The sequence below is a fragment of the Blautia sp. MSJ-36 genome (genome assembly GCF_018917985.1).
Lineage (GTDB): Bacteria > Bacillota > Clostridia > Lachnospirales > Lachnospiraceae > Blautia_A.
The window spans coordinates 56,850-79,005 of sequence record NZ_JAHLPQ010000003.1; the positions used below are offsets into that span (position 1 = coordinate 56,850).

Below are 22,156 nucleotides of genomic sequence, written 5' to 3' on the forward strand. Positions count from 1 at the left end.
TTTTCCATAAGCCTGTGATAAAATAAAAAAATCAAACGCTTTACCAGCGATAACGATGACGGGGAGGATCTTTCATGGAAAATCAGTTACAGAATCTGATTATTTCAGCACAGCTGACACCAAAGGAAAAAGAAGTTGCAGATTATGTTCTCGAGAATCTGCAGAAATGCTGTTTTATGACATCAACAGAGCTGGCCGGAGAGCTGAACGTGAGCTATTCCTCCGTGATCCGGCTTACCAAAACTCTGGGATTTACCGGATATCCGGATTTTCAGAGCTTTCTGCGGGAAACTTATGCAGAACAGTCCAGAGACGTGGATACCGGAATTCTCATCCCTGCAGAGCGTATTGAAGCAATTAAGAAAAAAGAGCACAAGGCAACGGTACAGGATACCGTATGTGCCTACACTCTCAGCAATATTCAGAGTACCATCGCCAGCAACACGGAAGAGCAGTACCGTAAGGCCAGCAGTATTCTTATCAACAGTGATGTGAAATATATTTTTTCCTCAAGAGGATCTACCTGTGTGGGAGAATTTCTGAATACCATCCTAAGACAGACCCTTCCCCATGTGTACAATTACGGAAGCCACGGTCAGAATATGTTTGATTTTGCCAGTGATCTTAAGAAGGGAGACGCAGCTGTTTTTATTACCTATTCCAGATATTCCAGGCTGATGTATCTCACTGCAGAAATGGTACATAAGCAGGGAGCTTCCATCATCCTTCTGACAGACAAATCTACCTGTGAAGCAGCCAAGTTCGCAGACGTGGTTCTGACTGCCAGGGGCGACAGCAGTGAATTTTATAATTCCTATGTGGCAGGAATGTTTGCCGCAGAAATGCTCTGTGCATATATCTGCAGGGAGACAAATTACTCCAATCAGGAGCTTCTGGAACGCATTGACGAATATACGTCACAGATCGGGAATTTTTGACAGAAACATCATAGAAAAAGCATTATTGACATACTTTCCGGCAGAAACGGCAGGGAATTGTAGCCTTTAAAAGTCTGGATTTTATGATATGCAGATGATATAATCTTTACATAATATCTGTATATAAGTAAGGACGCGGGAAGTATGAAAGAGAACAATCAAAAGATTCAGAAAAAAAGCTGGGGTATAATAATCGCTGTTTTAAGTGTATGTATTATTGCTACAGCTTTTTTTGATTATGTAAACATCAATCTGGCAGGAAAAATCCCGATTCTGGACAAAATACTGGAGTTTGCGGGAATATCAGAAGAGTATCTGAAAATTTCCCCAAGTGAACTGATCTCCCATACATCCAGTGCACAGGATATTCTTGGAGAACTGGGAATCGACAGGGGTGGAGTATTCTGGAAACTTGCAGTATTTCTGTTTCTCCCTTATGTTTTTGCGATCATTTCGGCAGTTTTTGGATTTTCTGACAAAACATCCTCGGAAGTTGTATCAGCAGTATCTGCGCTTCTGGGAATTGTAAGCCTGTTTGTGGACTACCTGCTGATTATTCCACACAGCATAGCAGCAGTAACAGCGGAATACAAGGTTTCCGGACTTCTGAAACAGGTGCTGGATGTGGACATAGAAAAGACAGTCAGGACGGCAGTGGCAGAGTCCTTCTGTGCCGGGTTCTGGATCTGCGTGGCCCTGTTTGCGGGAATTGTTGTTGTTTCTGTTGTGCGGATGCTACGGGAGCAGAAAGAGGAGGATACCGTGGATGAGGAAGAACAGAAACCGGTTCTTCGATGTATGTTTGGAAACATGAAGAACATGGAGATCGAAATGGGAGAATCCGAAATCCTGGTAGGAAGAGATGTACGCAGATGTGCGCTGATTATGACGGAACCGGGAGTGGATAACGTGCACTGTATGATCCGGTTTAACAGTGAAAGTAATGACTACGGGATTGTTGACATTTCCAGTACGGCAACCTGTATTTTCAGAAATAATGATGTAGATGGAGAAGCAGTTCCTCTTCAGAAAGGTGTGATGTGCACCGTGGAAAGAGGAAGCTGGATTGCCGTGGGAGACCGGGATAATCTTCTGCAGCTTCTCTGAGATACAGAAGGAGAAAAGTGTGGAACAGAAAAAATATCTCATTATCATTGATAATTTTGGAAAAATTCAGGAAGTTCCTCTGGAATCTTTTGGAAAAGACCGTCTGATACTGGGATCAGATCCCGTACAGTGTGATATCGTCATTCGTTCGAATATTATTTCTCATGTACATGGAAAACTGAAATTTATGGGCCCCAGGGTGCTGTTTGCAGATCTGAACAGTACCAATGGAACCATTGTGGAAACAGACGGATATCAGAAGTATCTTCATGGAAATACAACATACCATGAGCTGAAAAGCGGAAGTATCTTAAGAGTCCAGTCCAGACAGAGCACGCCGGACAAATCTATCGTAATTCTGTATACAAACGTATCAGAAAAGGGCGTATGGCGAAAAGCACCTCTGCTTTCCGGCAGGCTTTCCATTGGACGTGGGGACGGAAATGACATCATCTTAAACCATCCCTGCATATCAAGAAAACATGCCTGTATTATAAAAGAGGGAAAAAGGGCAGTACTTGTGGATAACAGTTCCAACGGAATTTTTCTCAACGGAAAAGTTGTAAACGGAAAAGCAGTACTCCATGAGAAAGACGTTATTACCATCTTGAACAGTACATTGCTGTACACTGATGGAAATGTATTCTACAAGACATCCAGACAGGGTACCCATATTGATGTCACCGATGTAAACAAATACGTTGGAAAAAATAACAAAAAAATACTGGATCAGGTAAGCTGCCACATCGGAAGCAATGATTTTGTGGCAATTATCGGAGGTTCCGGTGCAGGAAAAACAACACTGATGAACGCAATCAGTGGTTTTGACAAAAAATTTGCAGGAAATATCAAATATAATGGAGTGGAGCTCAAACCCCATTTCAATGAGTGGAAGAGCATTATCGGCTACGTTCCCCAGGAGGACATTATTTTTGAAAACCTGACGCTGCGTAGGATGTTGTCTTATACCGCTGACCTGAAAATGCCCTCCGACACCTCAAAAGCAGAAAAAAACAAAAGAATCGATCAGGTACTGGGAATGGTGGAACTCATCCAGCATCAGAACACCCTGATCCGGAAACTTTCCGGCGGACAGAAAAAACGTGCCAGCATAGCCGTGGAACTGCTTGCTGATCCGAGTGTATTTTTCCTGGACGAGCCTACATCCGGCCTGGATCCGGGAACAGAACAGAAACTGATGATTACCTTAAGCCGCCTTTCCAAAACACAGGGAAAAACAATCGTCATGGTTACCCACACCACACAGAGCCTGGAACTCTGCGACAAGGTTATTTTTATGGGACAGGGCGGAAGGCTCTGCTTCTGCGGAACTACGGAAGAAGCCAAACGTTTCTTCAATACGCAGAATCTGGTAGACATCTACAATATGATCACAGAGGAGCCTGTGGCATGGGCGCAGAAATACAGACAGGTATCCCAGAATGAAGAATACATCCAGGAAAAAGGCGGCGACGAGATACGGAAAAAGAAAAAATCCGTACAGATCCGGCAGCTTCCGATCCTTACCCTTCGTTATATGGAACTTCTGAAAAATGATCTTCCGAGACTGGCGATTCTGTTTTTGCAGCCGATTTTGATCGCACTGCTGTTGTCAGTGGTTGCCAATGACAAGGTTTTTGATATTTATGAAGACACGAAATCCATCCTGTTTTCCTTAAGCTGTGCGGGAATCTGGATCGGACTTTTCAATTCCATACAGGAAATCTGTAAAGAAAGAGTCATTCTGAAAAGAGAATACATGGGAGATCTGAAACTGCACTGGTATGTATTATCCAAGTTTGCGGTACAGACGATCCTTGGCCTGGTACAGGCGCTTCTGATTACCGGAATCTTTACCCTTACCGTAGGAGCGGCAGATAAGGGAATTCTTTTTTCCGGGTCATTTGTGGAAACCTTTATTACAGTGTGGCTGACAATCGAAGCTGCCATGGCACTGGGATTTGTGATTTCTTCTCTTGCAAAGAGCGGAGATAAGGCCATGACGCTGGCGCCGTTTGTGCTGATTATACAGCTGCTGTTTTCGGGAATTCTTTTTGAACTGAAAGGTGCAGGTGAAAAAATTTCCTATGTGACCATCAGCAAATGGTCCGTGGAAAGCCTTGGAAGTATTGCACGGCTGAATGATCTTACCATGAAAATCCAGCAGCAGATTCCGACGGCAGAACACAAATTTCAGGAAATTTTCAAATCAACAGGAGCGCATCTGACGCAGAACTGGCTGATTATGGGCGGAATGACAATTGTGTGTATGATTTTATGTACCGTACTTTTGAGAAGCCTGTCAAAAGACGGACGGTAGGAAGGAGAAAAGTTATGGGGGACAGAATCAGAGCAAATATAAGTACCATGTCCAGAGAATTTGCGGATATGGAAAATCTTCAGAAAGCAGCCCAGAACAGTCTGGACGAGCTTGTGAATGCCATTCATGCACTGAATGGTAGCTGGGAGGGAATGGCTCATGACGCACTGGTCAGTGTGTTCAATTCCGATCAGGAAAGTATGCAGGAAACGCTGAGACTGCTTGGGGAATACATTTCCGCACTTGTGGCGGCACAGAATGAATACCAGAACTGTGAGCAGCAGGTCGAAAGCAGGATCAGTTCCATACGCGTCTGAGAGGAGGAGAATTTATGGCTGGATATGGAGTGGGTTCAGATGCCCATATAAAAGTTCAGACAGAAGCGCTGATAGAAAGAGCGGAAAACGCAAAAAGCGCAATTTCCACCATGGAAAACCGTCTGAATGAAATTTCACAGAAAGTAAACCAGATGTCAGGATATTGGGAAGGGGAAGCTGCGGACCGTGCCAGAAACCTTTATCAGAAGCAGCAGGAAGCAATGCAGAAAATTCTTCAGGAGCTGAAGGGATATCCGGATAAGCTGCTGACGATATCCGGAAACTATTCAACCGTAGAGCAGGCCAACCAGAATGAATCCGGAGGCCTGAAAAACAACATACTTTAACCAGATATCCGCTTGATATAATAGCTGTTTGAACAGGAGGGGGATGTATGAGTCGTTATACCATAGAGATGAATTTCGCAAAGGCCAAAGGCCAGGCAAAAGAACTGGACAATGCCGCTGCCAGGCTGGAGAGGATCGCATCTGGAAGTATGGAAGATGCGATGAGTACCATTTCCGGAAACTGGAAAGGGGAAAACGCGGGAAATTATCTGCGTAAAGCAGAAAAAGTCCAGAAAGATATTCTTAATGTGAGCAGGGAGCTGAAAAATACAGCGACGGCAATCAGAAACATCGCACAGGTAACTTATAATGCTGAGATGGCCGCACTGGAACTGGCTCTTAAACGAAATGTATAAATAAAACGGTTATGCTCTGACCGAAAAAAGGAGGAAATTTTATGGCAGAATTTCAGGTAACAGCAAGCACACTTAAACAGAAAGCAGAAGAGCTCAGCACATTAAACAACAACTTTGCAAAAAAAGTTGAAGAATTAATGGCATCCGAAAAATCCCTGAGCGGAATGTGGGAAGGCCAGGCAAAAGAGGCATTTGAGAATGCGTTCAACACAGATGCCGGAAAAATGAATCAGTTTAAGGCAGCAGTAGATGAATACTATTCAAGACTTCTCACCATCGTTTCCCAGTATGAGCAGGCTGAGTCCAAGAACGTAAGCGTGGGAACAACAAGAACTGTATAAGGAGGAAAATAACATGGATGGAACAATCAAAGTATCAACACAGGAATTAAGAAGTGCATCAAGCCAGTTCAGCAGCTACGGAAGCGAAATCCAGAACCTGACATCACAGATGCTGTCCCTGATTTCAGGAATTACAGGAGCTGTATGGTCCGGTGAGGCAGCAAGCGCTTATCAGAGTAAATTTGCAGGCCTGGAAGCAGACATTTCCAAGATCAACAAAATGATCCAGGAACATGTTACAGACTTAAATACAATGGCTGACGAGTACGACCGTGCAGAGCAGCAGGCACAGCAGGAAGCATCTGCGTTAAAAAATAATATTATTTGACAGGCAGATAATACATGAGGTGGCGAAAGATATGAGCTATGTACTGACAATATACAGCAAGGAAATATATCAGGATTTTATACTTCCTGCAATTGATAATGCCGATTATACAATTGTACTTCAGCAGAAAATATTTTCACTTTCCGATGATGTTCTGGTCAGAATGGAAATTGTGGACGGAGAATGGCGTTTTGTCCAGGGTGAAAATTATCGAATCGTAAAGAACGGAAAGAGCTATATCCGAAAAGGTCTGCACAATGGAGAGGCACTGAATCTTGAACTGTTTAATACATTAAATTTTGCAGTTATGATACAGGAAAAAACAGGCGGTTTTACTGTATACAAGAAATATCTTTTGCCACCGGAAGGAAAAATCTACATCGGAAAAAACAAGGATAACCACATCTGCTACGATTCCATGGGACTGGTTTCGGGCATCCATGCATCCATTGAAATGAACCATATGAACTATATTTTAAGGGACATGAGCAGAAACGGTGTTTATGTCAACCATAACCGGATCAAACAGATGCATGTGCTGCAGTATGGAGATACCATCAACATCATTGGACTGAAGATGGTATTTCTGGGAAATTTCCTTGCACTTGAAAAACCGGGCGGATCTTTCCACATTAAAGAAGATGTAATTGTCCCACTGGAAAGCGGAGACATTATGGATGCTGTAATAGCAGCAGCTCCGGACCCTGTTTCCGAAAAGAAAAAGAAATATTTCAACCGAATTCCACGAAATCTGAAAGTTATCGACGTGGAACCCTATGTTATCGAGGGGCCTCCCGGAAAAGACAATTCCAGAAGAGCTCCCTGGTATCTCACAGTAGGCCCGGCCCTTACCATGGCGATCCCCATGACACTGGGCTGTGTGCTGTCTATTGTAGGAAGCGGAAGTAATTCTTCTGTCTTTATGTATACAGGACTTATTACCGCATTTGGTTCTGCGGTACTTGGAGCTGTATGGGGCGGCGTGCGTCTGAAATACGATGCAAAAGTCCGCGTGGAAACAGAAGCGCACAGAACAGAAGCCTATGCGGAATACCTTACAGATATCGAAAAGAAAATTGAAGAACAGTACGAAAAAGATATCCAGATCTTAAATGACCGGTATCCTTCCGCAGACATGATCTGTGCCCTCCGGGATAACAATTCCACACTCTGGAACCGAAATGTGACACATGCCGATTTTATGTACCATCGACTGGGAATCGGTGCCCTGCCATTTCCATCACCGGTAAATATTCCGCCGGAGCGCTTTATGCTTTACAAAGATGCCCTTGCGGACAGACCGGAAGAGATCCGGAAGAAGTTCGAAAAAATGCAGGATGTCCCGATCTGTGTAGATCTTCTTTCTCATTCTCTGATAGGTGTTCTTGGCGGCTCCAAAAAGCAGGGAGCCTATGAAGTAATCCGTGTTCTCCTGACACAGATTGCGGCTGCCAACAGCTATACAGATGTAAAAATGGTACTTACATACAACAAAAACCTGGGAGCGGAGCAGGAGTGTTTCCGTTCATTCCGGTGGTTCCCGCATACCTGGTCCACAGACCGGAAATTCCGTTTTGTGGCAGATGAGCCGGAAGAAGTTGCAGACGTTTACTATGAACTGACTCAGCTTCTCCGTGAAAGAAAAGAAGAAAAAGCCTACGGGGAAGAAAAAGCTCCCCTGCCATTATACGTTCTGGTTGTCAGTGATATTTCCATGCTGAACAATGAGCTGATCAGTAAATACGTCTTCGACAAAGACCCGCAGCTGGGCCTGATCACCATTATTCTGGCAGAAAAATTTGAAGATCTTCCAAACAGCTGTGAATACATTATTGCCAATGAACATGACGGTGGCAAATTTACAGGAGTATATTCCGTACGTGGAGAAGAGCAGGAGCGGATCAGTGTCTGCTTTGACAATATTACCAACGCATCGGTTGAAAGCTTTGCCCGGAAACTGTCCGACATTGAAGTGGAAGAGATGCAGAACGGTGGAGAAATTCCGTCCTCTGTAACATTCTTTGATATGATGGGAATCAGTAAACTGGAAGAGCTGGACGTTGCCACCAGATGGGCAAAAAACCGTACCTACGATTCCATCCGCGGTCTTCTCGGAAAAAAAGCAGGCGGAAACCTCTGCTATCTGGATGTTCATGAAAAATATCACGGACCTCATGGCCTGATCGCCGGAACAACAGGTTCCGGTAAAAGTGAAACCCTGCAGAGTTACATGCTATCCCTGGCAATCAATTACAGCCCGGATGATATCGGATTCTTTATCATTGACTACAAAGGTGGTGGAATGGCCAATCTGTTCTCAGGCCTGCCACATATGATGGGACAGATCTCCAACCTTTCCGGAAACCAGATCCACCGTGCAATGGTATCCATAAAGAGTGAAAACCGCAGAAGACAGCAGATTTTTAACGATTATGGTGTAAACAATATCAACGCCTACACCAAACTGATCAAATCCAATGAAGCACAGACTCCGGTACCGCATCTGTTTATCATCATCGATGAGTTTGCGGAACTTAAGAGAGAAGAGCCTGACTTCATGAGAGAGCTGATCAGTGTTGCCCAGGTAGGACGAAGCCTTGGTGTACATCTGATTCTTGCCACACAGAAACCAAGCGGTACAGTAGATGACAATATCTGGAGTAACTCCAAATTCCGTCTGTGTCTGCGCGTACAGGACAAGCAGGACAGTAACGACATGCTTCACAAACCGGATGCAGCTTACATCACCCAGGCAGGCCGTGGATACCTGCAGGTAGGAAATGATGAGCTTTATGAGCTGTTCCAGTCCGGTTACAGTGGTGCTCCATACGATGAGGACGGAGGAGACAACGGAAATGAAACCGTCCGTATGATGACCATTCACGGCAGAACTGCCATCGTCGGAAACCGTATGAAGATGCACAGACAGGAAAAAGCCAAGGCAATGTGGCTGAAAAAACTCGTAGAGGCAGCGGAACAGGTAATTGCAGATGGCAATACTCCGGAACACCTTCTGAACAACCCGGTACTCTTAAGACAGTGTGCGGAGAAAGTAACCGATAATCTCATAAAGAACAACGTCAATGTATCCTCCGGTGAAAATGGCCTCCAGCGAATGGAAAATATCGTAAGACTTTGCTGCATGGCAAACGACAGAAGCACTGGTGCAAAAGTAGATTATATCATTCAGGAAGAAAGTGCACATTCCGTCAAGATACCGGAAACAAAACAGAAAACCCAGCTGGATGCTGTTGTGGAATATCTTGGAAAAGTTGCAAAAGAGCGTGGATATGACCATGAATTCCTTCTGTGGCTGCCTGTCCTTCCGGAAAATCTCTATCTGGAAGAGCTTTCCGGATACTGCGAGACTACATTTAACGCAGGTTCCTGGCCGACATGGAAGAAGTGGAACTTAAAAGCGCCGATCGGTCTCTGCGATGACCCGGTTAATCAGGCACAGCGTACTCTGGAAATTGATTTTGCAGCGATGGGCCATCTGATTGTAATTGGTTCCGTAGGAACCGGAAAGAGTGTTTTCCTGCAGTCACTGGCGTATTCCCTGATTCACAGATATTCTCCGGAATATGTGAACCTTTACTGCATCGACTTCTCCAGCAATGCCATGCGTGGATTCGAAAAATCCGCACATGTGGGCGGCGTGATGTACGAGCATGATACCGAAAAAATCTCCAGATTTTTCAATATGCTCACAGAACTTATGGAAGAACGGAAAAAACTCTTCAAAGGTGGTAACTACGAGCAGTATGTTCAGGCTATGGGCGTGAAAGTACCGGCAGTCTTTGTATTTATTGACCAGTATTCCAGTTTCAGGGAAAAGACCGGAAATATTTATGAGGAACAGATGGTACACCTTTCCAGAGACGGAGCAGCCTGCGGAATCTACCTTGTTATTTCCGCAGCAGGATTCGGGCTTACCGAGATCTCAAACAATGTAGGAAGAAACATCAAAAATGTCATCTGCCTTGAAATGGGAGACAAATTCCAGTATATGGATCTTCTTCACACCATGCAGATTGAGGTTCTTCCGGAAACAGGCGTAAAGGGACGTGGACTTGTAAAACAGGGCGATGTTGTTCTGGAATATCAGACAGCACTTGCAGTGAAAGCCGAAGACGATTATTCACGTATCGAAAAAATCGAAAAAGAATGTCTGCGCCTGAATGCAGCATGGCATGGCAAAAAAGCAAAACAGGTTCCTGTAATCCCGGATGAGCCGGTCCTTGATGAATTTATCGAACTGGATGCAGTAAAAGAGCAGCTTCAGAGCGGACACCTTCTTCCCATCGGATACGATGCGGATAATGCCAATCCGTATGCTCTGGATCTTCACAGGATCTTCAGCTATCTTATTTCCGGCCGTGCGAAGACAGGAAAGAAAAATCTCCTTAAGATTCTCATGAAGATGGGAGCACAGACAGGAATGAAGATGTATGTGGCAGATTTTTCAGGAAAACTCAAAGAGGCCGCAGCAGAAAACAATGCCGTATTCATTGATACAGACAGAAAAATGTACGATGCGTTCATGGAATGGCAGACGGAGATCATTGAGAAAAACGGACGCAAAAAAGAGATGGAAGCAGCCGGAAAGAGCGATCTTGAGATCTATCAGGAGATGGCATCCATGGGTCTTTCCTGCATGATGATCAGTAATCTTCCGGAATTTATCAACCATATTATGTATCCGGAAAAAGACGTGCCGCTTATGGCAGGATTCCTGGAAAACATCACAGAAAAAGGTGCAGGCCTGGGAATTTACTTTATCTCCGCGTATACGCCGGATGAGATTACGAAAGTCAAAGGAAACGCAATATACAATAACCTGGTCAAAAAGAAAGAAGGTCTGCATCTCGGCGGAAATGTAGGTGCACAGAACATTCTCAATTTTGATTACATTTCATATAAGGAACAGAATAAGGTTCAGAAAACAGGAGTGGCAATGCTGCCGTCTGTAGATGGGGAACTTACTTCTACACGGCTGATTATTCCACTTGCTGGGAAAGCAGATGCAGAAAAATGATAATTGTAGATGTATATGTACCGGTATATGAAAAGACCTACGATATGGAAATCGATGAAGGTCTGGGAATTGCAATGGTAATAGAAGAGATGGCAACCATAATCTGCCAGAAAGAATCCAGTAAAATGGGAGGAAATGTCAGTGAATTATGTCTCTGCGACGTGAGAAGCAAACAGATTCTTTCCCCGGAAAGATGTCTGAGAGATTATGGAATTACCAACGGCGGACAGCTGCTTCTGGTATAGGAGGGGAGAAACGATGGGCAACGTTATAGATGTGAACAACATCTGTGTAAACTGCATGCATACAATGGATGAGACAACAAGGTATTGCCCTTCCTGCGGATATGAAAGAGGCACATATGTAAATAATCCCCATCAGCTTCCGGCTTTTACGATCCTGCAGGGAAGATATCTGATTGGAAAATGCCTTGGAGAAGGTGGTTTTGGTATTACATATCTTGCCCTGGATCTTATCTCCGGCCAGCGTGTTGCAATCAAAGAACTTTTTGTACAGGGACTGCTGAACAGACAGAAGGGAAAAACCGTTCTGATCGAAAGCAGCCAGGAATCCATGAGATATTACCATATCTGTAAGGATAAATTTCTTCATGAAGCGCAGCTGCTTCATAATCTTAAGGAGAAAAGAGGCGTTGTAAACTTTCTGAACTATTTTGAAGAAAACAATACCGCCTACATTGTGATGGAATATCTGGAGGGACAGGATCTTTCCCAGTATTTAAAAGAACATAACAACAGAATTTCTTTTCATGAGACCTTTCAGTTTCTGCGGCCGGTGATGAAATCACTGATTGATATGAATGAGTCAGGGGTATATCATAGAGATATTGCCCCTGACAATATCCGCTATCTGAAAAGCGGCTGGATGAAGATCATGGATCTGGGAGGAGCCAAATATTCCTTCCAGGAGCAGGTAAACGGACCCAGCAGGATGATTGCCGTAAAAAAAGGATATGCTCCGCCGGAACAGTACCAGCAGAGCTATAAGATAGGCCCCTGGATGGATGTCTATGCGATGGCAGCCACATTTTACAGATGTGTTACCGGAAAAGTTCCACAGGAATCTCTGTCCAGACTGGAGGAGGATCATCTGGAAAAACCAGGACATTTTTGCCCGGATCTGAACAGTGCCACAGAAAAAGTCATTCTGAAAGGACTGGCACTGCGGACAGAAGATCGGTATATGGATATGAGATCTTTTTATGAGGCGATAAAAGCGGCAAATCCGGATACCATAGACAAGACAACGGTAGAATCTTCCAAACATCTGATTCCCAGAGATCAGGAAGAAGAATCTGAGGAGAATAAAATCCGGCAGAAAAATAAGACCGTGCAGAAGATTGCAATGGTTTGTACGATAATATTTGTAATACTGATGCTGATAGGATTCTTCCTCTGAATGCTTCAGAAAGTTATGGATAAAGCAGGTAGACAATATGAAAAAAGAGCAGATTCAGGTAGGGTGTTATACAATCATAGGAGACAGAAAATCCCAGCAGGATACCATGCAGTACGCATGGAAAGGGGATGATACAGTTCTGGCTGTAGTATGTGACGGTATGGGTGGCATGTCCGGTGGAGAACGGGCCAGCCGGAAAGCAGTAGATGTAATTTTCAAAAATTTTGCGGACAGTTTTGTGACAGATGAAGCACAGTATTCGGAATGGTTGAAGCGTTCTTTTGTGGAAGCGGATGAAGCGGTGGCAGGCCTTACCGATGAGGCGGGAAACATTCTTCACAGTGGTTCCACAGTTGTAGGCGTTCTTATAAAAAATAACCGCATGTACTGGGCAAGTGCAGGGGACAGCGTAATCTATTATCTGGATACACAGGGAATCCACACGGTAACCAGGATGCACAACTACAATCTCAGGCTGGAACAGCTTCTGAATTCCGGGAAAATCACGGTGGAGGAAGCAAAAAAAGAAAGCATGAACGGACGTGGAGAAGCGCTGATCAGTTTTCTTGGCATTGGAGGACTTCCCCTTGTGGATTCCGGAAGCCAGACAATACTTATGAATCAGGGAGACATCGTAATTCTTGCCAGCGACGGTCTCTACAAAAGCCTCACAGCAGTTCAGATCCAGGCGATTGTTGAGGAAAGCGGTAGAAACATGTCGATTGCTGCCGAACGTCTGTGCAAAGAGGCACAGCGTCTTGGAGAGTGTAAACAGGACAACACGACAGTAATTGCAGTCAGATACAGCCTGGGATCTGGAAATAACTGAACAGCTGATTGGAGGAAACAGAGTGAAAAGATGCATGAATTGTATGAGTGAATACAATGAACAGAACAGCAGATGTCCCAGGTGCGGATTTTCAGAAGAAGAAATGAACGGAGCACAGAAGCTGCCGGAAGATATCCTGAAACCGGAAACTGTTTTGCAGGGAAGATTTGTGATTGGCCGTCCATTAAGCTGTTCCGATTATTCTTTTGTATATCTGGCATGGGATGGAGTGCTTCGCAGATGCGTGGCCATCCGGGAATATTTCCCTGGACGGTTTGCCAGAAGAGCTGGAAATGAAGTAGTCTGCCGGTCCGGCAGGGAAAAAAATCTTTTTGAAGCAGGGAAACTGGATTTTGAAAGTGAAGCACTGAAGCTTCATTATAATCAGGACATTAAACAGATTGTAAATGTCTACAGAGTAATAAAAGAAAACAATACCATTTACACAGTGATGGAATATCTTACAGGAATTTCTCTTCGTGACCTGATGAATATGGGGTTTGAACAGATGGGAATTTCCGAAAAAAATGTACTGGATGAAATTTTCAATACAATAACAGCAATACATGCAAGAGGAATCGGGCATTATAATCTTTCGCCGGATAATATTTATATTGATGAGACAGGAATTCGTCTTCTGGATTTTGGAGAAGCCAAATACAAAATGTATCAGGCAACCGGTGGGAGAGTGATCCGTTATGAAGAAGATTATATAGCACCGGAGGTGCTTTCAGGAAAGGAAGTCCGGATGAATGCAGATCTGTATTCACTGGGAATCCTGGAATATGAATTGTATACAGGAAAAGCAATTCCATACAGCAACCGGCCACAGCGGAGAAAAAAACCTCTGAAAACCGGAAATGCGGAGATGGAAAGAGAAATTAATATTCTTGCCAATCCAGATTCAAAAAGCCGGCCAGTCAGCCTTGCGGAATATCTGAAAACAGCCGGCGGCAGGAAACAGGGGAGGGATTAAACGTGGACAGAAATGAGAAACAGAACTCTTTTCGAAATATCCAGAACTCCAGAGGGAGAGACCGAAAGCTGAAAAAATACCAGACAGCTTTTCATATCAGTCTTGCGGCAGCCGTTATTTTTGCCGGATCTACAGGTGTGCTGGGATTTCAGTATCTGAATCTGAGAAACCAGGATACAAAAACGGAAGAAAATGCAGTAACTGCAGATGCAGATAATGGAAAAGAAGAAAACCAAACTGCATCAGCAGATAAGAAAGAGAAAAATGAACAGAAATCAGAAGAAACACCGGCACCGAAAACCGTGACACCAACAGTAACGGAAGCAATTGCGACTCCGACACCGAAAGTGACAGAAACTTCGGATCAGGCAGAGGAATTTCAGAAACTTGAAAACAATCTGAAAAATAAAATTCCGGAAAATACCGTTGTGCAGATCACAGGTATTGGTGGCTATGACGGCAGCAGTTACAGTTCCAGTGAATCCGGTAAAATAGAAGGTGTGGACAATCTTCCGGAATATGCAAAACTCTTTATTGTAGGAGACGTATATAAACGGATATCCGATAAAGTATATATCCGGGAAAACGACGAGAAAGAAACGGATCTTGCAAAGATCGTTCAGGGAGCCCTTGACAGAAACAGTGAATCGGATAACTATAATGACAATGACAACAAATCCAGCAGGGAACTGCTTCTTCGTATCGGAGAGAGCGAAGACAAAAAAGATCAGAGAGAAGAAGCAGAGGACGACTATGGATATGTCATCCGTGATAAAGACAATAAAGATGACTATGACACAGATATAAAAAATGGTGTGGACGAGGTTAGCAAGTACATAGCAGAGCAGCTGCAGGCGGAGGAAAAAATAATAAAAGAAGAGCCTGCTGATACCCTGACTCTTGCAAATACCCTCACTCTTGCAGACTGTGAGGCATATCTTGAAAAACAGCTGACAGAAGGAAATGAAAAGTTATTTGATCGGCTTGACGTAGAACAGGACGATGCGAATATCCTTTCCGCCATTCAGGAAAAAACAGAGAAAAACGATAACATAACCCGGATCTGGCTATCCGGATCAGTGGGAGAAGATAAGGAAATCACCACAGTTGGCATATACAACGCAAAAACAGAAAAAGGCTACCTTTTAAGCGTTCTTTACAATAAAAAAGATGCAGATGAATCAGAAATTTCTTCCATCACATATGAAACACTGATGGAGGACAGTGGAAAAGAGGAATAAATGTTTGATTTCTTAAAAAAAACTCACAGAATAACATATGCCAGCGTCAGTTTTGACGGTACAAGGCCTTATAATGAGGACAGCCTGAAAATACTGGATACAGACCGAAGAAAACTTTTTATACTGGCAGATGGTCTGGGCGGCTGCGGAGACGGGAAACTTGCATCCCAGACAGCTGTGGACAGTGCAGAAGATACAGGGCGGGAAAGTACAGGTTCCGGAGAAACATTTCTGAAAGAACTTTTTGAAACAGCCCAGGAATCTGTCACAGAAAAAAAAGAGAACCCGGAAAAAGGAATGGCCACCACCATGGTTGTGCTGGACATTGAAGGAAAAACCGCACAGTGGGCCCATGTAGGGGATTCCAGGCTGTATTTTTTCCGGAAAAACCGTTTTGAGGCACATACAAAAGACCACAGTGTACCACAGATGCTGGTAAATATCGGACAGATCAAAGAATCAGAAATCCGTCATCATCCGGACCGGAGCAGCCTGCTTCATACCATTGGTTATCCATGGGACGGAAATCCCTGCGAGGCATCGGAGCAGATCCGTATCCGAAGCGGAGACGCATTTCTTCTCTGCAGCGACGGATTCTGGGAAAACATAGAAGATGCGGAGATGGAAGAGATTCTTGCACAGAGCCCGGATGTGGAAACATGGCTGGAAAATATGACAGAAGCAGTAAAGACCCATGCAGGAGATGCGGACATGGACAACTGTTCCGCAATCTGTGTATATATTGAGTAAAATAGCAGAGGAAGGGAAAATATGGAACTGATAAAATGTGAGAATGGACATTTTTATGATCTGTCAAAATACGACAGCTGTCCATACTGCAAAAAAAAGAGCCAGGAAACTTCCCAGCTGCAGCAGAAAATCCAGGCAACTCCTGTATTCCGGGTTCAGAATGACAATATCAATGAAGCGGTAACTATGGCAATGCCTGTGGGAGGCGACCAGGATGTTTTTCTGGGGCACGCAGGAAGTGGAATCTCCGCAGGAGTTTCTGCAACCGATGATCAGGTGACCATGGCGTTTTATACCGGACCAAAAGGGGTATCCTGTGTTACCGGCTGGCTGGTATGTGTGGAAGGCCCGGAGAGGGGCAGAGATTACCGGATCACCCATGGAATGAACTGGGCAGGCAGAGATGTGGATATGGATATTTATCTGCCGCAGGATATGATGATCTCGCGGAAAAAGCACTGCGCTGTTGTATACGATAACAAGTCCAACAAATTCTTTCTTGTGGACGGAGGCGTCGGCCTTACATATCTGAATGATCATCTCGTAAAACAGAACGAAGTTCTGAAGCTGGGAGATGTGATTACAATAGGAAAAAGCAAATTTGAGTTTATACCATTTTGCAGAGAGGGGCATCAGTGGGAGTGAAAAAGAAAAGAAGAATGACAGCCGTTCTGGCAGTGATCTGGTGTATTTTGCTGAGTGTAATTCCTGTGTTTGGTGCAGGAGACGATTACAGAATCGAGCAGCTATACATCAACATGCCGGATGTGACGGCATACTACAGAAGTTCCCAGGGAGACAACAAACTGGAGGCATATCTTGGCGGCGAAAAGCTGACGCTGAAAGATGTGGAAAATTTTTCGAAAACAGGAGAAGCGGTTGAATATTATGTTCTGCTGGATATTTCCGGTTCCATAACAGGAGAACGTTTTGCAGACATCAAAACAGCCCTTACACAGTTCCGTTCAGAGTTAAGGGAAAATGACAGCCTGATTCTTCTTACCTTCGGAAATGAGGTTACACAGGTTCTGGGCGGAACCGAGGACCAGCAGAGTGCTGCGGCAGTTATTAACGGATTACAGAATGACAATGCCAATACGGTATTATTTGATGCGATTAACACTGCGGCAGATATGATCTGGAAAGTGGGAGACAGTTCCGAAAAGAGAAGAATCATCACCGTGATTTCCGATGGAAAAGACTGTGCCGATGATACAAGAAATGCAGAAAGCACAGAAAACACGCTGAAATCCCGGGGAATTCCTGTTTATACCATGGCAGTGGAAAATAACGAAGGGGATACAGAAGCAGAGACCCAGAATTACAGAAGCAAATTTGCAGCTATGGCCAGAAATACCGGAGGTGTGCCATGGACCGTCGCAGATGGCGGAACAGCTCTGGATGGCCTCCATACAGTACGGGATGCGGTAATGAACAGTTACCGTGCCAGATTCCAGGCTTCCAGCAACCGGGTAAGCAACAAAAAAGAAGATTTTGTGCTTAAGTTTTTAAGTGCAGGGAATATGTCAGATACCTGTTCTGTTCTGGTAAGCAGAGGCCAGAAAGATGAAACCGCACCGGAAATCAAATCCGTAACAAGCGAAAAGGCGGACAGCATTTCCATCACCTTTACCAAACCGGTGGAAAATGCAAAAGATGCAGGTAACTACACGGTGACAAGAGACGGGGAAGCCGTTCCTGTAAAACAGGTAGTAGCCGGAGAAAACGCCAAAACAGAAGTGACCCTTCTGTTTGATGAGGATCTTTATGAAGCGGATTACGAAATCCAGCTTAAAAATATCACGGACCAGTCCAATGAAAAAAATCCTCTTGCACAGACAAAAGTAACATTGTCAACAGACTGGCCAAAGCCAAAAACATCCGTTATGGATCTGATCCTGAAATGGTGGCCGCTGGTACTGACACTGATCTTTGTGATCCTTATTGTGGTAGTCCTGGTTGTTCTGAAAAATATCAAAAAGAAGAAAAATGTGCTGATCATCGAAGATCAGGTAGTGCAGGCAGATGAGGTAGAAGAACGAAAACACATCCGCATGGATCAGATACCAGGAAAAAATATAATCATCTGGATCAGCAACGGAAAAGATACACCGAAGAGAATGGAATACCAGCTCCGGGGAAGCGCCATTATCGGCAGGGCATCCGGATGCGATATTTACTGTGATGACCCCATGATGTCGAAACAGCACTTTGTACTGGAATACGACAACGGAAAAATTTTTATCCACGATCTGCAGAGCAGAAACGGAACAAAAGTTAACGGAATGCCGGTGGAGAAGAAGTATCCGCTGCATTCCGGTGATGAGATAAAAGCAGGAAACCTGAAATTCAGGATTGAGTGGGACTGAGGAGGAAAAGAGTATGAACTACGAAAACAGATTAAATGATCAGCGCCGGATGTGGAAATATCTGCTGTTCGGTATACTGACACTTGGAATTTATCAGCTTGTATTTTTGTATAAAATGAACAATGATATCAATACAGCCTGCAATCCGGTGCAGGATGAGGACGAATTTACATCTCCAAATTATATTATTGTTATTTTGTTGAGCATTATTACACTTGGTATTTATACATTTTTCTGGTATTATAAGCAGGGTAACCGCATTAAACATGTCGGTGAGAAATATGGTCTGCAGATTGATGAAAAGGGAAGTACTTATCTTTTATGGATACTGGTTGGTGTCCTTCTGTTCGGTATCGGACCTTACGTTGCACTTTATCTGCTGATCAGCAATACAAACAGAATCTGTAAGGCATATAACAACAGTGCAGGCGGAGTGAATGTAAATGTAAATATTAATATTGACTCCATTGATCCTGGTTATATGAAAGATGATTCCTGGAAAAAAGAACTTGATGATAAAAATAAAGATACAGTAAAAATCGGAGTAAAAGTAAATGACGAGATCCCGACAACCGGCCTCAGCCCGGTGGGAACGCTTCGTTTCACAAAAGGAAATTTCAGCGGCAATGAAGTTGATATCCGCTCACAGCAGGAGATCATAATCGGAAGAAGCAGTCAGTACTGCCAGATCATTCTCACAGAACAGGATATCAGCCGGAAACACTGCTCCATTAAATATGAGTATCAGGGAAGTACAAGTGCTTATTATGTAACCGATTATTCAACATTCGGAGTAATCGTAAACGATTCACAGAAACTGGAAAAAGGCGTGACCCAGAGACTTCCGAAAGGAACAAAACTTACTCTTGGTCAGGGAAGCAACGAAATGATTTTAGGCTGAAAAAGGAGGGACTAAAAAATGGGAGCAAAATTAACACAATGCCCGAATGGACATTATTATGATGCAGAACAGTACACAAGCTGTCCGTACTGCCAGAGTGTAACCAGCAATTCTTTCAATGATACAGACAGAGTGACCGATTCCTTTATTCCTGCACAGGGATCAGGATATGGCTACGGCGGAAATGGAAATGATGACAGGACAATGCCTATTGATCATATTTCCGAGCGTCAGCCAATGAGATACACATCACCTACAGTGACACCAACCGCACCGCTGAATCAGCGTACCGCTGCTCAGGAAGCCTACGATGAAGGCAAGACAGTGCCGTATTTCGGAGGATTTCCGGAGACAGATATTCCGGCAGGAGACAACGTTACAACCAATCCGTCATTCTCAGGAAACGTAAGAAATCCGAAACCGGTAGTAGGCTGGCTTGTATGTGTGGAGGGAACCAACTACGGACACAGTTTCTGCCTGTATGCAGGTAAGAACTTTGTGGGCCGTGCTTCCGATATGGATATCTGCCTTAAGGGAGATGACAGTGTGTCCCGTACCAAACATGCTATCATTACATATGAACCAAAAGAAAGAAAGTTCTTTGCTCAGCCAGGTGAATCACATGAACTGTTTTATGTAAACGACAACGTAGTTTTAACGAGTGCAGAATTAAAAGACAGGGATGAGATATCCGTTGGAAAAACAAAATTAGTATTTGTGCCATTCTGTGACTCTAAATATGGATGGGAGAAATGAAAGAAAAGAATAAACTGAAAATTGCTGTGGCAACTCACAAAAAATTCCAGATGCCGACACAGGCAGGATATTTTCCTTTACATGTAGGAAAAAGCCGACACACGCAGAAGCTCTCGGAGTATGTGGGCGATGATACAGGAGATAATATTTCAGACAAAAATCCGTTTTTCTGTGAACTGACAGGATTGTACTGGCTCTGGAAAAATACGGATTCAGAATACGTAGGAATGGTACACTACCGCAGGTACTTTCGGTCACTTAAGAAGTGCCACGGCGGAAACCGTATGAATTATATTTTGCAGGAGCCGGAAGTGATTCGGCTCCTGCAAAAGCATGATATTATACTTCCACGTAAAAGATATTATGTAATTGAAACGTTATATACCCATTATTCTCATACCCATTATGCGGAGCATCTGGAGTGTATGAGAAATATTTTACTGGAAAAAGAAAAATCCTATGTGCCAGTCTTTGATAAAGTAATGAAAAGAAGAAGCGCGCACATGTATAACATGTTCATCGCAAAAAGAGAAATCTGTGATGAATACTGTCAGTGGCTGTTTCCACTGCTTCTGGAACTGGAGGAACAGATTGATCCTGCTACCTATAATCCGTATCAGGCAAGACTGATCGGCCGTGTGGGCGAACTTCTTCTGGATGTATGGATCGAAAAAAATCACATTCATTACTGTGAAGTACCGGTTCTGTACATGGAAAAAGTAAACTGGTTCCACAAGGGAAAAGCATTTCTGAAGGCTAAGTTTTTGGGAGAAAAATATGACTCAAGTTTCTGACACAGATCTCAGTATTATCATTCCGGTATATCAGGTTTCGGAAGAACTTCTGCTTCGCTGCCTGAAAAGTGTGCAGGAGATTCAGGATCTTCGAAAAGAAGTAATTCTGGTAGCAGACGGACCAGATCAGGAAGTCTGTTCAAACCCGGCAATCCAGGCGTTTGCCGGGGAAGCGGAATTTAAAATCTCTTTTTATGAAAAACAGCACGAGGGAGTTTCCGCCGCAAGAAATTACGGAATTGACCATGCCGGCGGAACGTGGATTTTTTTCATGGATGCAGATGATTACATCTGTGCAGATGCTTTTAGGAAAGTCTGTCCCCTGCTGAAAAAAGAAGAAATAGATCTGGCAGTTATGGATTACTCCATGATACAGGGAGAGGAATGCAGCCGCCATTATTACAAAAAAGAAATGGAAGCCATGAATCCGGTCTGTTTCCAGAAGGATATTCTGAAACCTCAGTCAGGAGCAGGCTTTGTATGGGCCAAGCTGTACCGGAGAGAATGGCTTCAGGAAACAGGAGTCCGTTTTGACATAGAACTGTCAGCAGCGGAAGATGCGGAATTTATGTTAAGAGTGGCACTGAAGAATCCGAGAATCTGGAATGTGCCATATAACAGCTATTATTACTGCTATAATTCCGACTCTGCAGTGCACAGTTTCCGTGAGGATTATGCCGGACGCTACATAGACGGAATGAAAAAAATTCGCATGGACCTGGAAAAAGAAAAGGTTATGGCAAGGCTTCAGGATGAATATGACAGCTGTGTTCTGTATCATCTTCTTCTGATTGCCGTAAATTATTCTTTTCATCCGGAGAATCCGGTAACCGGAAAGAAGCAGATAGAGAATTTTCGCATACTGCTGAAAAAAGAAATGTTTCGAAATTCGCTGAAAAATGTACATCCTGAAAATTTTTCAATGACAAGAAAAGTAACCCTGATCTGCATTCAGTTTCATTTATACAGGATGGTGCAGCTGATCGCCAGGGTAAGACACAGACAGCGTAGGAAATAAGGGGACAGAAA

Annotated in this window: 21 protein-coding genes; all 21 read left to right on the plus strand. The window is 43.8% G+C overall.

The window, feature by feature from the left end:
• The first annotated feature begins 74 nt into the window (after nt 1-74).
• The 21 genes from KQI39_RS03610 to KQI39_RS03710 all read left to right on the plus strand — a co-directional run bounded on the left by KQI39_RS03610 (nt 75) and on the right by KQI39_RS03710 (nt 22,145).
• On the plus strand, nt 75-938 hold the full coding sequence (locus tag KQI39_RS03610) for a MurR/RpiR family transcriptional regulator (RefSeq protein WP_216416590.1): 864 nt from the start codon (nt 75-77) through the stop codon (nt 936-938).
• A 144-nt stretch (nt 939-1,082) separates the two neighbouring features.
• A complete protein-coding gene (locus KQI39_RS03615; protein WP_216416593.1) occupies nt 1,083-2,045 on the plus strand; it encodes an FHA domain-containing protein in 963 nt (320 codons plus the stop codon).
• Nucleotides 2,046-2,064: 19 nt separating this feature from the next.
• Complete coding sequence (locus KQI39_RS03620) at nt 2,065-4,365, plus strand: ATP-binding cassette domain-containing protein (protein ID WP_330653933.1); 2,301 nt, start codon at nt 2,065-2,067, stop codon at nt 4,363-4,365.
• A 14-nt stretch (nt 4,366-4,379) separates the two neighbouring features.
• Nucleotides 4,380-4,682 carry a WXG100 family type VII secretion target gene (locus KQI39_RS03625; RefSeq protein WP_173762067.1) on the plus strand — a complete coding sequence of 101 codons (303 nt, stop codon included), beginning with the start codon at nt 4,380-4,382 and terminating at the stop codon, nt 4,680-4,682.
• A 14-nt stretch (nt 4,683-4,696) separates the two neighbouring features.
• Nucleotides 4,697-5,029: a WXG100 family type VII secretion target gene (locus KQI39_RS03630; protein ID WP_148445409.1), complete on the plus strand. Its 333-nt coding sequence runs from the start codon at nt 4,697-4,699 to the stop codon at nt 5,027-5,029.
• Between the two features lie 47 nt (nt 5,030-5,076).
• The gene (locus KQI39_RS03635) at nt 5,077-5,385 is read left to right on the plus strand and encodes a hypothetical protein (RefSeq protein ID WP_148445407.1); all 309 of its coding nucleotides are present in this window, start codon (nt 5,077-5,079) and stop codon (nt 5,383-5,385) included.
• Nucleotides 5,386-5,426: 41 nt separating this feature from the next.
• On the plus strand, nt 5,427-5,726 hold the full coding sequence (locus KQI39_RS03640; RefSeq protein ID WP_148445404.1) for a WXG100 family type VII secretion target: 300 nt from the start codon (nt 5,427-5,429) through the stop codon (nt 5,724-5,726).
• A gap of 13 nt (nt 5,727-5,739) precedes the next feature.
• Nucleotides 5,740-6,054, plus strand: a complete 315-nt coding sequence (locus tag KQI39_RS03645) for a WXG100 family type VII secretion target (RefSeq protein WP_148445401.1) — start codon at nt 5,740-5,742, stop codon at nt 6,052-6,054.
• 31 nt (nt 6,055-6,085) lie between these two features.
• Nucleotides 6,086-11,092: an FtsK/SpoIIIE domain-containing protein gene (locus tag KQI39_RS03650; RefSeq protein WP_216416596.1), complete on the plus strand. Its 5,007-nt coding sequence runs from the start codon at nt 6,086-6,088 to the stop codon at nt 11,090-11,092.
• The gene (locus KQI39_RS03655) at nt 11,089-11,337 is read left to right on the plus strand and encodes a hypothetical protein (protein WP_148445394.1); all 249 of its coding nucleotides are present in this window, start codon (nt 11,089-11,091) and stop codon (nt 11,335-11,337) included. The genes KQI39_RS03650 and KQI39_RS03655 overlap by 4 nt, the downstream gene beginning before the upstream one ends.
• Nucleotides 11,338-11,350: 13 nt before the next feature.
• Complete coding sequence (locus KQI39_RS03660; RefSeq protein WP_215707497.1) at nt 11,351-12,511, plus strand: serine/threonine protein kinase; 1,161 nt, start codon at nt 11,351-11,353, stop codon at nt 12,509-12,511.
• A gap of 37 nt (nt 12,512-12,548) precedes the next feature.
• Entirely contained in the window at nt 12,549-13,340 is a 792-nt protein-coding gene (locus tag KQI39_RS03665) for a PP2C family protein-serine/threonine phosphatase (protein WP_216416600.1), read from the plus strand.
• Between the two features lie 43 nt (nt 13,341-13,383).
• On the plus strand, nt 13,384-14,316 hold the full coding sequence (locus KQI39_RS03670) for a serine/threonine protein kinase (protein ID WP_216416603.1): 933 nt from the start codon (nt 13,384-13,386) through the stop codon (nt 14,314-14,316).
• Nucleotides 14,317-14,318: 2 nt separating this feature from the next.
• A complete protein-coding gene (locus KQI39_RS03675; RefSeq protein ID WP_216416606.1) occupies nt 14,319-15,557 on the plus strand; it encodes a hypothetical protein in 1,239 nt (412 codons plus the stop codon).
• Nucleotides 15,558-16,307: a PP2C family protein-serine/threonine phosphatase gene (locus KQI39_RS03680; RefSeq protein ID WP_148445379.1), complete on the plus strand. Its 750-nt coding sequence runs from the start codon at nt 15,558-15,560 to the stop codon at nt 16,305-16,307.
• A gap of 21 nt (nt 16,308-16,328) precedes the next feature.
• Nucleotides 16,329-16,952 carry an FHA domain-containing protein gene (locus KQI39_RS03685; protein ID WP_148445376.1) on the plus strand — a complete coding sequence of 208 codons (624 nt, stop codon included), beginning with the start codon at nt 16,329-16,331 and terminating at the stop codon, nt 16,950-16,952.
• Nucleotides 16,943-18,676, plus strand: coding sequence for an FHA domain-containing protein (locus tag KQI39_RS03690; protein ID WP_216416609.1), 1,734 nt, complete (start codon nt 16,943-16,945; stop codon nt 18,674-18,676). Before KQI39_RS03685 ends, KQI39_RS03690 begins: the two co-directional genes overlap by 10 nt.
• Nucleotides 18,677-18,689: 13 nt before the next feature.
• Complete coding sequence (locus KQI39_RS03695; protein WP_216416612.1) at nt 18,690-19,577, plus strand: DUF4234 domain-containing protein; 888 nt, start codon at nt 18,690-18,692, stop codon at nt 19,575-19,577.
• An 18-nt stretch (nt 19,578-19,595) separates the two neighbouring features.
• On the plus strand, nt 19,596-20,333 hold the full coding sequence (locus tag KQI39_RS03700; RefSeq protein ID WP_216416617.1) for an FHA domain-containing protein: 738 nt from the start codon (nt 19,596-19,598) through the stop codon (nt 20,331-20,333).
• Entirely contained in the window at nt 20,330-21,127 is a 798-nt protein-coding gene (locus KQI39_RS03705; RefSeq protein WP_253293056.1) for a DUF4422 domain-containing protein, read from the plus strand. The genes KQI39_RS03700 and KQI39_RS03705 overlap by 4 nt, the downstream gene beginning before the upstream one ends.
• Nucleotides 21,111-22,145, plus strand: a complete 1,035-nt coding sequence (locus KQI39_RS03710; protein ID WP_216416622.1) for a glycosyltransferase family 2 protein — start codon at nt 21,111-21,113, stop codon at nt 22,143-22,145. Before KQI39_RS03705 ends, KQI39_RS03710 begins: the two co-directional genes overlap by 17 nt.
• Nucleotides 22,146-22,156 lie beyond the last annotated feature (11 nt).

Bases quoted from the DNA above. Each gene is read 5' to 3' on its own strand.
- KQI39_RS03610 (WP_216416590.1), top strand. From the start codon at position 75: ATGGAAAATCAGTTACAGAATCTGATTATTTCAGCACAGCTGACACCA.
- KQI39_RS03615 (WP_216416593.1), top strand. From the start codon at position 1,083: ATGAAAGAGAACAATCAAAAGATTCAGAAAAAAAGCTGGGGTATAATA.
- KQI39_RS03625 (WP_173762067.1), top strand. From the start codon at position 4,380: ATGGGGGACAGAATCAGAGCAAATATAAGTACCATGTCCAGAGAATTT.
- KQI39_RS03630 (WP_148445409.1), top strand. From the start codon at position 4,697: ATGGCTGGATATGGAGTGGGTTCAGATGCCCATATAAAAGTTCAGACA.
- KQI39_RS03635 (WP_148445407.1), top strand. From the start codon at position 5,077: ATGAGTCGTTATACCATAGAGATGAATTTCGCAAAGGCCAAAGGCCAG.
- KQI39_RS03640 (WP_148445404.1), top strand. From the start codon at position 5,427: ATGGCAGAATTTCAGGTAACAGCAAGCACACTTAAACAGAAAGCAGAA.
- KQI39_RS03645 (WP_148445401.1), top strand. From the start codon at position 5,740: ATGGATGGAACAATCAAAGTATCAACACAGGAATTAAGAAGTGCATCA.
- KQI39_RS03650 (WP_216416596.1), top strand. From the start codon at position 6,086: ATGAGCTATGTACTGACAATATACAGCAAGGAAATATATCAGGATTTT.
- KQI39_RS03655 (WP_148445394.1), top strand. From the start codon at position 11,089: ATGATAATTGTAGATGTATATGTACCGGTATATGAAAAGACCTACGAT.
- KQI39_RS03660 (WP_215707497.1), top strand. From the start codon at position 11,351: ATGGGCAACGTTATAGATGTGAACAACATCTGTGTAAACTGCATGCAT.
- KQI39_RS03665 (WP_216416600.1), top strand. From the start codon at position 12,549: ATGAAAAAAGAGCAGATTCAGGTAGGGTGTTATACAATCATAGGAGAC.
- KQI39_RS03670 (WP_216416603.1), top strand. From the start codon at position 13,384: ATGAGTGAATACAATGAACAGAACAGCAGATGTCCCAGGTGCGGATTT.
- KQI39_RS03680 (WP_148445379.1), top strand. From the start codon at position 15,558: ATGTTTGATTTCTTAAAAAAAACTCACAGAATAACATATGCCAGCGTC.
- KQI39_RS03685 (WP_148445376.1), top strand. From the start codon at position 16,329: ATGGAACTGATAAAATGTGAGAATGGACATTTTTATGATCTGTCAAAA.
- KQI39_RS03695 (WP_216416612.1), top strand. From the start codon at position 18,690: ATGAACTACGAAAACAGATTAAATGATCAGCGCCGGATGTGGAAATAT.
- KQI39_RS03700 (WP_216416617.1), top strand. From the start codon at position 19,596: ATGGGAGCAAAATTAACACAATGCCCGAATGGACATTATTATGATGCA.
- KQI39_RS03705 (WP_253293056.1), top strand. From the start codon at position 20,330: ATGAAAGAAAAGAATAAACTGAAAATTGCTGTGGCAACTCACAAAAAA.
- KQI39_RS03710 (WP_216416622.1), top strand. From the start codon at position 21,111: ATGACTCAAGTTTCTGACACAGATCTCAGTATTATCATTCCGGTATAT.